We start from the raw sequence: 13,079 nt of genomic DNA, 5'->3' as shown, positions 1-13,079 counted from the left end.
TTGATATGAATCCATCAAAAGTTATTCTGGTTCAACCGCCCATAGAAGATTTTTATCTGACCAAAAAAAGAACCCTGCCCTACGGACTTGCCTCCATTGCAGCCTGTATCAAAAAAAGAGGATTTGATGTTGAAATCCTTGATGCCCTTGCAACCGGCAAATCAAAAACAATTGAATATCCTGAAGAGTTTTCCTATCTTAAACCTTTTTATGGACAAAAGGATGTATCCGCGTTTTCCCTGTTCCATGAATTCAGGCATTTTGGATACTCTTATGAACATATCGGAACAAAAATCAGGGAAAAAGAACCCTTTTTAGTTGGCATCTCATCTTTGTTTACAGCCTATTGCAACCAGGCGTTAAAAACGGCTCAAATTATTAAAAAGTTTTATCCGCAGTGCAAAATCGTATTGGGCGGTCATCATCCCACAATGTTTCCTGAAAAAACATTAAATTGCAGCGCTGTTGATTTTGTGCTGCAAGGAGAAGGTGAAACCAGCATGGGCCTGCTGTGTGAAGCGTTAAAAACCAATTCAGATTTAGAACAAATCCCGGGAATTGCCTTTAAAAAGGATAATTCCGTGTTCATATCACCCCCATCCTGGATGAAAAACCTTAACAGCCTTCCTGTCCCTGCCATGAACCTGATCAATTATAATTTTTACCAAAGAAAAAACAGGCGGGCAACGATTGTTGTTTCAAGCAGGGGATGCCCTATGCAGTGTTCCTATTGTTCCGTATCCGCTGCATCCTCCCATGCCCCCTTCCGGCAAAGAACCGTTGAGGATGTGATCAAAGAGCTTGAAATGCAGACAAAAAATCATGATGTCGGGTTTATGGATTTTGAAGATGAAAATTTATGCCTGAACAAACAATGGTTTGTTGAGCTTTTCTCAAAAATAAAACACCTGGTTGCAGAAAAAAATATCGAACTTCGGGCTATGAACGGCCTGTACCCTCCTGCCATTGATGAGGAAACCGTCTCTTTGATGAAACAAGCGGGGTTTAAAAACCTTAATCTTTCTCTGGGATCAACATCAAAAGAACAATTGAAAAAATTCAGGCGCCGGGATGTAAGAGCATCCTTTGAAAACGCTCTTGACCTTGCCCAAAAGTATGGTCTGGAATGTGTCTCATATATTATTGCCGCAGCACCGGATCAGACCGCACAAAGTTCTCTTGAAGATCTGTTATACCTGGCGCAAAAAAGAACCCTGGCCGGACTCTCTGTTTATTATCCGGCACCAGGAAGTCTGGATTACCAGCTTTGCAAGGACAAAAAAATCCTGCCCAAAAGCTTTAGCCTGATGCGGTCTACGGCACTGCCGTTGAATGACACAACATCAAGAATAGAAGCCCTTACCCTGTTAAGGCTTTCAAGAATTATAAATTTTATGAAACATCTGAAGGATACAACAGGGAACATACCTGAGCCGGAACCTTTTTGCGACTCAAAGACAGATCTGTCTTTTGACCGACAGACCGTATCGCAAAAACTGCTTCAATGGTTTTTGCAGGATGGTAAAATCAGGGGTATTGATGCCGGTGGAAAAATTTATACCCATACTGCCGACAGCAGCTTGACACAGCAGTTTATTGAAAGAATCAAAACCCTTACGGTTGCCGGTGTAAAATAAGCAGGAAACACCGGGCAAGATTTCTATTTTAGATCAGTTCGCTGGTATGCCAATGTATTTTTCCTGTTCAAGGGCAATGTGTTCTTTGACATGGGAGCTGATCATCTTTTGTACCATCTTTGCAATATCATCAATCTCCATATGCTCAAAGGTTGAGAAAGGTATTTCATCCAACACTCTGATCTCCATCCATTGCTTGCCCTGAATCATTAAAGAATGTTTTGGCAAGGCATTCTTTGTATTGTTAATCACCAGAGGAAGAATGGATTTTTTCATTTTTTTTGCAAGAATAAACGCACCCGGTTTAAAGGGTTTTACCCGCCCGGTTTTTGAACGGGTTCCTTCAGGAAACAAGATGATGGAAATATTTTGTTTCAGCAATTTTTCACACTGATCCATCATCTGACGGACACTGTCTTTATCTCCCCGCCTCAATTTCACATACCCGTTCAATACCATGTTCCAGCCGATAAACGGCAGTTGAAACACCTCGGCCTTGGAAACCCATCTAAATGGATAAAAAAGCCGATATGCCACAAGAATATCCAGTTGCGACTGATGGTTGGATACAATGACATAACTATTTTTCATATCCATCTTCTGCCGGCCCGTTATTTTAACAGACCATATGGGCATGCACCACAGATACAAGGAACCCCAGAAAGATGAAAAAAGATTTAACAAAACAAGTCTTCTGTCAAAAGCCTGCGTCAGCAATCTAATCAAACAGGCAACCATAAACATTATAACAGAACTTAAACCAACAAATGCGATATATGCATATGAAAAAAAGGCAGTTCCCAGACTTTTAAAGCTCATAAGGCGTAAGACTTTCCCATCCTGTTTCAGTTACAACTATGGTCTGTTCAAACTGGGCAGACAAGGAACCGTCATTGGTAACGGCCGTCCACCGGTCTTCAAGCACATGGAGATCTCTTTTGCCCAGATTAATCATGGGTTCAATGGTAATGACCATACCCGGAACCAGGGCAAGACCCTTTCCCCTTCTTCCGAAATGAAGAACCTGGGGCTGCTCATGAAAATCAATGCCCACACCGTGACCGACAAACTCTCGAACCACGGAACAGCTCTGAGCCTCTGCATAGCTTTGGATGGCATGACCAATATCCCCCAGTGTAGCTCCCGGAGCAATAATTTCAATCCCTCTTTTCAAAGACTGGGCTGCAACATTGACGATTTTTTTTCCTTGTTCAGTTGGTGTTCCCACAAAAAATGTTTTACTGGCATCAGCATAATACCCGTCCAATATCGGGGTTATATCCACATTGACAATATCACCATCTTTTAAAACACGATCTCCGGGAATGCCGTGGCAGATGACGTCATTGACCGAAACACAGACACTTTTCGGAAAACCCCGGTAATTTAACGGTGCCGGAATTGCACCTGCCTTAATGGTTTCCTCATGAACCAGGGTATTGATATCGTCTGTCTTGAGTCCTGGTTTTATAATTTTCTCAACCTTATTGAGAATAGATATTAAAAGGTCACCACATTTTTTAATGCCTTCTATCTGGTGGGGTTCTTTTAAAGTGATATCATATCTTTGTTTGTATTCTTCTCTTATGCTTATTTCCATTTTTTTATTTCGGCAGCAGTTTTTATATTTTTTTCCGCTTCCACATGGGCAAAGGGCATTTCTTCCGATTTTTACAGCTTTTTTTTTCATCTATACTCACAATCTCCAACAGGATGTCCCCATAATGAATGGGGATAAGCATCTTTAATTCTAATATTGATCCTATCGCCTATTTTGGCATGTTCGGATGGAAAATGCACGATTTTATTGGACTCACTTCTTCCGGTCATCTGTTCCAGATTTTTACCGATTTGTTCAAACCCGTCCCGTTTTTTTCCGCTTTTTCCCTCAACAAGGACTTCCAATACCTTGCCGACCAAGTCTTTGTTCTTTTTTTCAGTATACTGCTCTTGTAATGCCAACAACTGATTTAATCTGTCAAGTTTTTCTTTCTCGTCAATCTGATTGGGAAACTTGGCGGCAGGTGCGGATGAACGGTTTGAATACGCAAACGCGAATATGGAATCAAATTCAATCTCACGCAGCAAATTCATTGTATCATAAAAATCATTTTTACTTTCCGAAGGAAACCCGACAATCATATCCGTTGAAAGAGCAATATCAGGACATTGCTTTTTCAGGTCATAAATCCTGTTAATATATTTTTCCCGTGTATACCCCCGGTTCATTTTTTTTAAAACCTGATTTGAACCCGACTGTACAGGCAGATGAAGATGGTTGCAAACTTTATCAAGATCACGGATTGCATAAATCAAGTCCATGGAAAGATCCTTTGGGTGTGACGTGGCAAATCGTATCCGATAAATTCCGTTGATTTCATTGATCCTGGCCAGAAGTTGAGGAAAAGAGATTCCGCCTTCTTTTTGTCCGTAAGAATTGACATTTTGTCCCAAAAGAGTGACTTCCCTGACACCTGATTCGGCAAGCAAGGTTATCTCTTCCACAATTTTTTCCGGATCACGGCTTCTTTCCCTGCCCCGGACATAGGGAACCACACAATAGGTACAAAAATTTTCACACCCCTGCATAATAGTGACAAACCTGGAAATTTTATTTTCATCAAAACAGGTGCTGTCCGGCATGGCTTCATAAATCATTGACGAGTCTTCAATGTCCACCACTCTCAGCTTACCGGATTTAACCGCATCAATATGCTTGCCAAACCTTGAAAATGCCTGAGTGCCTAAAACTATATCAAGATGCGGAATTCGCTCAAAAGCTTTTTTACCCTCCTGCTGAGCCACACATCCGGCCATGACAGTTATCAGATGTGGTTTTTTCTTTTTGATTTTGGCAAACCTGCCCAAAAAACTAAACGCTTTTTCTTCTGCCTTGTGCCGGATCGAACAGGTATTGCAAACCACAATATCGGCTTTATCCATATCATCGGTTTTTTCAAACCCGTAAGAACTAAGTATCAAGGCCAATTTTTCAGAATCATAAACATTCATCTGGCAGCCAATTGTATAAACATATGCATATCCGCTATACTTCATTAAACAAAAAATCCTTTTTTAAATCTTCAACGATCATTTGGGCTGACTCCATGCGCTCAGGTGCAATGGCAAGCCTTATATGACCTTTTTGAGAATCCAGGGTTGTGGCAATTGCCACACCTTCATGGGCTTCTAAAACAAACCGGATAAATCCTATTTTGGTTTTATCAACCATATACTCTTTATGAACCGTTTTCATATTTTCCCACTCTTATTTTCTTTTAAAACTTGTTAATATATCACTATTTTTACGAACTTAACATAATTAATACAAACCAGATCAAGTTTACGCTATACCACTAAATGTTTCATTTTTAAACTTTATTAATTGATGAAATTTTTATATCAAATTGACTTTCTAATGGTTTACTTATATAAATTCTTTCTAATTAATATGGATACCATACTCAAATATCTTGAACCGGACCGGGAAATAGTCGAACGATTAACCAAAGGTCTGAACTGCCACCCGCTTCTGGCAAAAATGCTTTCAGCCAGGGGAATTACAAATATTGAAGATGCGAACTTCTTTTTAAACCCCAATGTTGAAAATCTTACCAATCCTTTTTTTTTAAAGGATATGGACAAGGCAGTGAAAAGAATCTTTACTGCAATTGAAAACAAAGAAAAAATTCTTATTTTCGGCGATTTTGATGCAGATGGCGTGACCTCCACAGCCCTGCTCAGTGACTTTTTTGAATATTGTGATGCCAATGTGTCATGGTATATCCCTCACCGCATCAAAGAAGGCTACAGCCTTCAGACAGATCATATTCAAATGGCATCGGATCAGGATATTGACCTGATCATTACGGTTGATTGCGGTGTCAGCAGCCACGAAGCCGTTATCAAAGCCAAGCTGGAAGATATTGACGTAATCGTAACCGACCACCATGAACCGGGGATTGACCTGCCTGCTGCCCTGGCGGTCGTAAACCCAAAAAGAAAAGACTGCCGGTCCGGATTAGACTACCTTGCAGGTGTGGGGGTTGCCTTTTTTCTTGTCATGGCACTTAGAAAATTCTTACGGGACAAAGGATTCTGGGAAGACATCAAGGAGCCCAATCTCATAGACTATCTGGATCTGTTTGCCATTGGAAGCATCGGGGACATGGTTCCATTAATCAATGAAAACCGTGCGCTTTGTATTGCAGGGCTAAAAAAAATCAAACAGGGAACAAGGCTTGGATTAAAATCCCTTGCTGATATTTGCCGGGTTGATCTGAAAAAAATTGATTCAGATGATATTTCATTTAAACTTGTCCCAAGAATTAATGCTGCAGGCAGGATATCTCATGCCAGAATCTGTGTTTCGCAGCTGACCTGCACAGATGTTGTCAATGCGGAGAAAACCGCATCCCTTCTGGATCAGTTAAATCTCAAACGGCAAAAGATAGAAAAAGAAATTATCCTTACCATAGAACACAGATTGTTAAAAAAACCGGGCTTGCTGAATAAAAAGCTTCTCTTTTTATGGGATGACCACTGGGATCCAAGTGTTCTTGGAATTGCCGCATCAAAACTGTCAAAAAAACACTATTGCCCTGTAATTTTATTGTCCAGCGCGGGTAAAAAAGCCATTGGTTCAGGCCGGAGCATCAATAACATCAATATTCACAAAGCACTCACAAACAGTGAACACCTGCTTGAAAAATTTGGCGGCCATGCTATGGCTTCAGGCCTTACGGTTAAAAAAGACAATTTAAAGGCATTGTGTCAAAGCTTGAACCGGCATATGGAAAATTTCTATTCTGAAAAAGATTTTCACAAATCAAAGACCATTGACGCCACTCTTGATTTTGAAGATATCAATTTTAATCTGGCCAAAGAGATGGACAGGTTAAGACCTTTTGGTATGGCCAACCCGGAACCGGTTTTTATATGCAAAGATATCTGTGTCGCCTCTTCTTATATCATTGGAAACAGCCACAGAAAAATGATTCTTAAAAGTGCAGGCTCCATTTCTCAGCATCTGGTTGAAGCTTTTCATTTTAACATCAGTGATCCTGATAATCTGCCCGATTATTACCCTAAGATTGCCTTTAAGCTTAAAATCAATAAATTCAAAACACACGCTGCCCAGATAATTATCGAAGACCTTTAGATTTTTTGCTTGAAAAATGACCTGTTTTTATTATATAAATAAAGATTGGTATTTTATGTTTTTTTTTATAACTGCCAAGGGCAGATTTGCTGTTTTATTCAGCGTTGCCCACAACAAAAATTGAAAGTCTCTGTGTTAATTTTTCAAGACTTTCTTATAAAATTTAAGGATAATTTTATGGCTAAAATTTTTTATACCGGAAACAGGGAAGCAAAGCTTCTTTCAAAGATCGAATCCTCTAAAGAACGGGAAAGAATCAAAACCATCAATACAATCCGGGACAACATAGATATTTTTAGCAATAAACTGTCCATGAAACTTATTGAAACCGGCCTGGTTGAAACCGTCTCAAAATCAAGCATTGAAAATCAAATCGCAAGATGTCTTGATACGCTCTGCAAAGCAGAGGATTTTGATATTGATTACATGATTGCACCTTTGAGGACCCTTATTTCAAATCCCAATATTGCCAGCCTTTATCTGACAGCATTTATTGTGGAGAAGCTCATTAATCACAAAGATGTTATTGATGTTTACGGCAGTGATGAAGATATTTATTATTGTATTCAAAAAGAACTTACCGCTATTCTGTCCAATGTCTGATCCGACACGACTTTAAATTCAAATCAAACTTCCAAATAAAATTTGTTTTTATTTGATGTCTTTGTATTCACCCCCCTCCTATTTGTACCGTTAGGTATGCAAATAAAAGAACAATCAAAGGACAAAAAGTTGTTTCCGGCCAAAGGCTATTAATGATCTTCAAGCCCTTCATGGCAAATAATAATTAATTTAAATTAATCATTATTCATGAATATGGGGCTGCTTACCATGTTTGTGAATATGCTCATGACGATGGATGTGAATTTTATCATCAGTTAAAATTCTGCCGTTTTCCATGGAATATATTTTATCTGTCACTGCTTTAACAAAATCGAACTCATGTGAAATCACAAAGTAAGATATATCAAGACCATTGAGAATGTGGATTAATTTTTTTTGAACCATATTATCCAGGCCGGCAGTAGGTTCATCAAGCAACAGGATTTCAGGTTCCATGGCAAGCACTGCAGCCAGTGCCACAAGCCGTTTTTGTCCGCCGGACAGCCGATGGGTCACGCTTTGTTCAAAAGACGGAATTCCAAGTCTTTCAAGGGTTTTTCTTGCAATTTCAATTGCATCGTGTTGTGAAAAGCCAAGGTTTAACGGCCCAAATGCCACATCATCCAGCACGGTCGGACAAAACAATTGATCATCGGAATCCTGAAACAACAAACCTATTTTGGATCGAACCGGTAAAAAATCTTTTTCATTTTTTAACACATTACCAAACACTGTTATTGTTCCGGAATCAGGTTTGCAAAGCCCCATGATCGTATGCAGCAAAGTTGTTTTGCCTGACCCGTTGGGAGCCATCATCCCAATCCTGTCACCTTTATTGATCTCAAGATTCAGGTGATCCAAAACTTTTTCATTTGAGCCGGGATAAAAAAAACAAATGTCTTCTAACTTGATTACGCTTGAATTGTCATTCACTGTTAAACCCAGATAATTTCAATTATGACAAGACTTAAGCTTGCCGCAGATACAATTATTAAAAAGCTGGAGTTTAATCTATTTGACGGGTAAACGTCAAGGGTATGAAATTTTTGATTGAATCCACGGCACAACATGGCCTGATAAACTCTCTGGGCTCTGACAGATGCCCTGACAAAAAGCATACCGGCCAGATAAGCAAATGTTTTATAGGAATGCAGATTGGTTCCGGGTTGAAATCCCCTGAATTTAGCCGCCCGCAAAAGCCGTCTGTATTCCGCCTCAATAACGGATATGTACCGGTAGGACATCAGGATCAGAAAAACCATCTTATCAGGCACATGAATTCTATGAAGTCCGTTTCCAAGGGAAGCTATGGTCATTGTGGCAATAAGGGCTGTAAAAAAAAGCAATATGGTGATGGATTTGATGGTGATCTTGCAGCACAATAGAACACCGGGTTGTGTTATTTTCAAGCCATAATATTGATACAGGGGCTCTCCGTCAAAGGTTAGCGGAAGAATGATCCAGATCATCAACAAAAACCAGAAAAGGGGTTTTAACCGTTTGAGAACATCAACCGGATTCAATCTTGCCATTGCAATTAAAATCATTGAAATACCAAAATAAATCATTGCAAGATTTAAGTTGTCACAAAGAGCTGTGGCAACAGACAAGACAATCGAAGCAATGATGCGTATTTTGGGATCCAGCCGGTGGATAAAAGACCGGCCTGCTGCAAATTTTTCTTCTATCATTTCAGGATGCTTTCCTTTTTAAAAGCCTTATACCCAGAGCCAGCAAAAAAATAATGCCAATGCCCCCGATTATCTTAAACGCAGACGGATTTTTTTCCAGTTTTTCTTTTTCATCCATGGCTGTCCGGATATCCACAGGTGAAGGAACAGCAACCAGTTCATCTTTGGACAGTCGCCACTGTCCCTTATGACCGGTTCCCGCATCAAGATTTAAAATAAGATCTGAATCAATATTTTCAGGAATCTTGAACACATGGTTTCCGTCCTGGTCGGTCTTCCCGGTATAAACAACCATGTCTTTTTCATCAACAACCGTTATTGTGCAGTCTTTGGCCTTTCTTTTCGAGCCAAAGCTGCTCTCAGTATGAATCATTCCATCTTCCACCCAGGCAAAAATGATCACCTTGTGGGCAATGGCACGGCTTGCAGGAATTATCGCTAAAATAAGGGCTAAAATAAGTGTGTTTTTTAATTTCATTTTTTCTTCAACGGTATAATTTCAGGGTAAACTTTTAAAAGGAATGCCACACAAAAGCCGGTTACAATTCCTTCGATGATCATGACGGGAATATGAGCCATGATAATGGTCAGGCTGGTTTCAAAAAAATTTTTGTCCGTGAACCATAACGCCCCGCCCAACAAAAGGGATGACAACAATATGGAGAAAAACCCTGCGCAAAATCCACCGGCAAAAGTCAACCTTGATGATTTTCCCAGCAGGGGCAAAAAAAGATAATGGGACAGCACGGCCGGCACACCCATCACCACAACATTAACCCCTAATGCAGTGAGTCCGCCATATTGAAAAAGAATGGACTGAAGCAGCAATGCCGTCAGGATTGCCGGGAATGCTGCAAATCCAAGCAGCAATCCCACAATTCCGTTTAGGATCAGATGGGCGCTTGCCGGTCCGATATTCACATGTATCAGTGATGCCACAAAAAAGGAGGAGGCCAGGATAGCCACATGAACAATGCGGTCGTAATTGATTTTTTTCAGTCCCAGACCGGTTCCGGCAATGGCTATTGCCGCACCGGCAGCCAATACCGGACCGGAAAGAACGCCTTCTGAAATATGCATCTTATTTTTCCTGCCAATTCTCAAATTTTACCCATAAAACCGCGCCCAACTCTATATCTTTTTGTTGGTTATCCTGCATCATTTTTTCATCGGATGTGTTTAACGCTGCAAAACCCCACCATCCTGCAATCGGTGCGGCATAAGTAAACACTCCGTTGCCGTCGGCTTTTACGGCCTGAGTCACCATATAATCTGTTGGTGCGTGGGCTTTTTTATCCTTATTATAATATTCCACTTCAACCTCTGCATATGGCACAACTTTGCCATCCAGCTTTACAATCCCCTGAAACACGTTTCCGGCATACAGACCAAAGGGCTTGGACAACGGCACGATTTCAGTTTTCAGTCCAAGTTCACTGTCCCATCCTTCATCATCACCAAAGGCTGCCACAATGGTTTTGGTATAATGAACAATAAAACAATCTTCAGCCGGTTCCCAATAGGGCTTTGGTTCCATTACAAAGGCATAGGCCCCGGGTCTTTTAATGGCATACCCTGTCTTCCAGGCGTCATGGTCCATAACTTTTGTTGCTTGAAGTTTTTCATTCAAATCCTGTTGTTTGCCATCTTTGACCACAAAAAAATTTTCCGGCTTGACCAGCGGCATTCCAACTATTTCAAAAGGATGGGAAAAAGACAGTTGGATATCAACTTGTCTGGAATCATCCTGCATGACCATATTGTCTGATGGTATAACCATTCCAAAATGAGCATATGACGACCCAAAAGAACAAAAGAACATTAAAACAGTTGAACAGATCACATTTAAAAATTTCATTTAAACTCTCCTTAAAATAAAAAAACCACAAAGGTGACGGCATTATCCTGCCGATAAATCAACCTTCATGGTTTAAATTGTTTATTAAAAAATATTTTTTTCAAGCTTCTGCTTGAGGTTGGTTTTACTTATCCTTTCATGATCCAAATGTCAACGGATAAAACAATAAACCTCTGTTCTTAAGGATACAAAGCCCTGTTAATATAAATTTATTAAATACACCCTTTAAAAAAGATGCTATAAAGAAAAAATTTTTTAACTTATAAAGAAACAATAAAATTGCAGGAATATTTTATGGAAATGGAAAAATTTTACAGAGCGGTCATGGAACTCAACCAGATGGATGACAATGAACAAAAAGAAAAGGCTGCCAAAGCATTCTTTGAAAAATTAAATTTCATGGAGTTCCCTGAATATTTTAATTGGGTTGAAGAAGTTTTTGATAATATACATGTCAAAGAAAGAGGAGAAAACCTGGCACTGCTCTGGACGGATATTGTTACAAAGGAGACAAAGCGTTATACATACAAAGAATTTTCAGCAAACGGAAACAAATGCCTTAACTATCTTCGAAATGCAGGCGTGAAGCAAAACGACAATATGTACATGATGGTTCCCATTGTCCCTGAAACCTGGTTTGCAACTTATGCCGGCATAAAAGGCGGCCTTGTGGCAGTGCCTACGGCTACGACCATGACCATGAGGGAACTGCAATACAGATTTGAAACATATGAACCGGATGTTATCATCGCTGATCAGTCTTTTACCGATTTGATGGATGAGGCCTTAACCGTAACCGGGATCACCCCCAAGACAAAAATCGTACTTGGCACCAAACCGGGATGGACAAGTTATGCCGATATTGAAAATGAATCATCTACAGCAGATGCTGCCAGAACAAAATCCCATGACCTGTTGTTCTGTTTTTTTACTTCCGGAACCACAGGGCTTCCCAAGCGGGTTGGACACAGCGCAACCTCTTATCCTGTGGGGCATTTGTCCACATCCGTAATGATCGGGATAAAACCGGATGATATCCACCACAACCTCAGTGCGCCGGGATGGGGCAAATGGGCATGGAGCAGTTTTTTTGCCCCCTTGAATGTTGGTGCGGCTGCAACAGGATTCAATTTTACAACCCTTGACGGAAACCTGTACTTAGAAGCTGTTGCAACACACAAAATAACAACATTCTGTGCGCCGCCCACTGCCTGGAGAATGTTCATTAATATGGATATATCAGCATATGATCTGTCCTGTCTGCGCCAGTCCATCAGTGCGGGAGAACCCCTCAATCCGGAGGTTATCATCCAGTGGAAAAAATTCATCGGCACTGAAATCCGTGATTTTTACGGACAGACCGAATCTACGGCAATGATTGGCAATCCCCCCTGGATGACAGGAAAAATGCGTAACGGATCATTCGGATATCCGTCGTTTATGTACGATGTTGCCCTGATTGATGACGAAGGAAATGAAATTTTAACCCCTGACGAGCCCGGTCATATTGTTGTAAAACTGGATAAATTCAAATCCAAAGGCCTGTTTACAGAATATATTGGAAGCCCTGAAAAAATGAATCAGGTGTTTATTGACGATTATTACTATACCGGGGACCGCGCATCATTTGATGCAGACGGGTACTGGTGGTTTGTAGGCCGGGCAGACGATGTTATCAAGTCCTCGGACTACCGTGTGGGTCCTTTTGAGGTTGAAAGCGCCCTGGTTGAGCATCCTTCCGTTGGTGAGGCCGCTGTTATCGGAACACCAGATCCAAAAAGACACCAGCTTGTTAAAGCCTATGTTATCCTGAATAAGGGATTTGAACCTACAAGGGAACTGGCCCTGGATCTGTTTAAACACACCATTGCAATTCTTGCCAAATTCAAAATTCCCAGGATCATTGAATTTGTTCCGGAGGTTCCCAAGACCATCAGCGGCAAAATAAGAAGAATAGAGCTAAGAGAGCAGGAACTCGCACGATTGGAAGACAAAAAAGAAACAAGCCCCAACGAATATTTTTACTGGGATTTTCCCGAGTTAAGTTCAAAAAACAAATAAATCAGCAAAAACTTTGTCAGTCCGGCACACTCTTCCTTGGAAAACAATCTTTCCATTGCATTATTGGG

Annotated in this window: 13 protein-coding genes; 4 read left to right on the top strand and 9 right to left on the bottom strand. The window is 40.5% G+C overall.

Features of this window, described 5'->3' with window-relative positions; all coding sequences use genetic code 11:
* Positions 1-5 precede the first annotated feature (5 nt).
* Positions 6-1,637 (top strand): B12-binding domain-containing radical SAM protein, encoded by a 1,632-nt coding sequence (locus BLT94_RS02060; protein ID WP_092229925.1) that lies wholly within the window; start codon positions 6-8, stop codon positions 1,635-1,637.
* Positions 1,638-1,670: 33 nt separating this feature from the next.
* Here the strand turns inward: BLT94_RS02060 and BLT94_RS02055 are convergent, their stop codons facing one another.
* From BLT94_RS02055 to BLT94_RS02040, 4 genes are read right to left on the bottom strand one after another with little or no spacing between them, the layout of a single operon-like run.
* Positions 1,671-2,456: a lysophospholipid acyltransferase family protein gene (locus BLT94_RS02055; RefSeq protein ID WP_092229923.1), complete on the bottom strand. Its 786-nt coding sequence runs from the start codon at positions 2,454-2,456 to the stop codon at positions 1,671-1,673.
* On the bottom strand, positions 2,446-3,327 hold the full coding sequence (gene map / locus BLT94_RS02050) for a type I methionyl aminopeptidase (RefSeq protein ID WP_092229920.1): 882 nt from the start codon (positions 3,325-3,327) through the stop codon (positions 2,446-2,448). The genes BLT94_RS02055 and map overlap by 11 nt, the downstream gene beginning before the upstream one ends.
* On the bottom strand, positions 3,324-4,694 hold the full coding sequence (gene miaB, locus BLT94_RS02045) for a tRNA (N6-isopentenyl adenosine(37)-C2)-methylthiotransferase MiaB (RefSeq protein WP_092229918.1): 1,371 nt from the start codon (positions 4,692-4,694) through the stop codon (positions 3,324-3,326). The genes map and miaB overlap by 4 nt, the downstream gene beginning before the upstream one ends.
* On the bottom strand, positions 4,684-4,893 hold the full coding sequence (locus tag BLT94_RS02040; protein ID WP_092229916.1) for a DUF4911 domain-containing protein: 210 nt from the start codon (positions 4,891-4,893) through the stop codon (positions 4,684-4,686). The genes miaB and BLT94_RS02040 overlap by 11 nt, the downstream gene beginning before the upstream one ends.
* Positions 4,894-5,088: 195 nt before the next feature.
* Between BLT94_RS02040 and recJ the strand changes: the two genes are divergently transcribed.
* Together recJ and BLT94_RS02030 are read left to right on the top strand one after the other, a co-directional pair.
* A complete protein-coding gene (gene recJ, locus BLT94_RS02035) occupies positions 5,089-6,798 on the top strand; it encodes a single-stranded-DNA-specific exonuclease RecJ (protein ID WP_092229914.1) in 1,710 nt (569 codons plus the stop codon).
* Positions 6,799-6,975: 177 nt separating this feature from the next.
* On the top strand, positions 6,976-7,401 hold the full coding sequence (locus BLT94_RS02030; RefSeq protein WP_092229913.1) for a hypothetical protein: 426 nt from the start codon (positions 6,976-6,978) through the stop codon (positions 7,399-7,401).
* 201 nt (positions 7,402-7,602) lie between these two features.
* Here the strand turns inward: BLT94_RS02030 and BLT94_RS02025 are convergent, their stop codons facing one another.
* Genes BLT94_RS02025 through BLT94_RS02005 form a run of 5 tightly spaced genes read right to left on the bottom strand, consistent with a single transcriptional unit; the run spans position 7,603 to position 10,950 of the window.
* The gene (locus BLT94_RS02025; RefSeq protein ID WP_092229911.1) at positions 7,603-8,334 is read right to left on the bottom strand and encodes an energy-coupling factor ABC transporter ATP-binding protein; all 732 of its coding nucleotides are present in this window, start codon (positions 8,332-8,334) and stop codon (positions 7,603-7,605) included.
* Between the two features lie 2 nt (positions 8,335-8,336).
* Positions 8,337-9,092, bottom strand: a complete 756-nt coding sequence (gene cbiQ / locus BLT94_RS02020; RefSeq protein WP_092229909.1) for a cobalt ECF transporter T component CbiQ — start codon at positions 9,090-9,092, stop codon at positions 8,337-8,339.
* A gap of 1 nt (position 9,093) precedes the next feature.
* The gene (locus tag BLT94_RS02015) at positions 9,094-9,570 is read right to left on the bottom strand and encodes a hypothetical protein (protein ID WP_092229907.1); all 477 of its coding nucleotides are present in this window, start codon (positions 9,568-9,570) and stop codon (positions 9,094-9,096) included.
* Positions 9,567-10,172, bottom strand: coding sequence for a cobalt transporter CbiM (gene cbiM / locus BLT94_RS02010; protein ID WP_092229905.1), 606 nt, complete (start codon positions 10,170-10,172; stop codon positions 9,567-9,569). Before cbiM ends, BLT94_RS02015 begins: the two co-directional genes overlap by 4 nt.
* A 1-nt stretch (position 10,173) precedes the next feature.
* Positions 10,174-10,950: a DUF4198 domain-containing protein gene (locus tag BLT94_RS02005; protein WP_092229903.1), complete on the bottom strand. Its 777-nt coding sequence runs from the start codon at positions 10,948-10,950 to the stop codon at positions 10,174-10,176.
* A 294-nt stretch (positions 10,951-11,244) separates the two neighbouring features.
* Here BLT94_RS02005 and BLT94_RS02000 point away from each other — a divergent pair, with 294 nt between their 5' ends.
* Positions 11,245-13,011: an acyl-CoA synthetase gene (locus BLT94_RS02000; protein WP_092229901.1), complete on the top strand. Its 1,767-nt coding sequence runs from the start codon at positions 11,245-11,247 to the stop codon at positions 13,009-13,011.
* The last annotated feature ends 68 nt before the right edge of the window (positions 13,012-13,079 follow it).

The organism is Desulfobacula phenolica, from assembly GCF_900105645.1.
GTDB lineage: Bacteria > Desulfobacterota > Desulfobacteria > Desulfobacterales > Desulfobacteraceae > Desulfobacula > Desulfobacula toluolica.
Note: the sequence above shows the minus strand (reverse complement) of the source record. Positions and strands in the feature narration are given on the sequence as shown.

What these genes read in the sequence shown, in the direction of transcription:
- BLT94_RS02030 (WP_092229913.1), top strand. Translation starts at nt 6,976, where the DNA reads ATGGCTAAAATTTTTTATACCGGAAACAGGGAAGCAAAGCTTCTTTCA.
- miaB (WP_092229918.1), bottom strand. Translation starts at nt 4,694, where the DNA reads ATGAAGTATAGCGGATATGCATATGTTTATACAATTGGCTGCCAGATG.
- BLT94_RS02000 (WP_092229901.1), top strand. Translation starts at nt 11,245, where the DNA reads ATGGAAATGGAAAAATTTTACAGAGCGGTCATGGAACTCAACCAGATG.
- BLT94_RS02040 (WP_092229916.1), bottom strand. Translation starts at nt 4,893, where the DNA reads ATGAAAACGGTTCATAAAGAGTATATGGTTGATAAAACCAAAATAGGA.
- BLT94_RS02055 (WP_092229923.1), bottom strand. Translation starts at nt 2,456, where the DNA reads ATGAGCTTTAAAAGTCTGGGAACTGCCTTTTTTTCATATGCATATATC.
- cbiM (WP_092229905.1), bottom strand. Translation starts at nt 10,172, where the DNA reads ATGCATATTTCAGAAGGCGTTCTTTCCGGTCCGGTATTGGCTGCCGGT.
- map (WP_092229920.1), bottom strand. Translation starts at nt 3,327, where the DNA reads ATGAAAAAAAAAGCTGTAAAAATCGGAAGAAATGCCCTTTGCCCATGT.
- BLT94_RS02060 (WP_092229925.1), top strand. Translation starts at nt 6, where the DNA reads ATGAATCCATCAAAAGTTATTCTGGTTCAACCGCCCATAGAAGATTTT.
- recJ (WP_092229914.1), top strand. Translation starts at nt 5,089, where the DNA reads ATGGATACCATACTCAAATATCTTGAACCGGACCGGGAAATAGTCGAA.
- BLT94_RS02015 (WP_092229907.1), bottom strand. Translation starts at nt 9,570, where the DNA reads ATGAAATTAAAAAACACACTTATTTTAGCCCTTATTTTAGCGATAATT.
- cbiQ (WP_092229909.1), bottom strand. Translation starts at nt 9,092, where the DNA reads ATGATAGAAGAAAAATTTGCAGCAGGCCGGTCTTTTATCCACCGGCTG.
- BLT94_RS02005 (WP_092229903.1), bottom strand. Translation starts at nt 10,950, where the DNA reads ATGAAATTTTTAAATGTGATCTGTTCAACTGTTTTAATGTTCTTTTGT.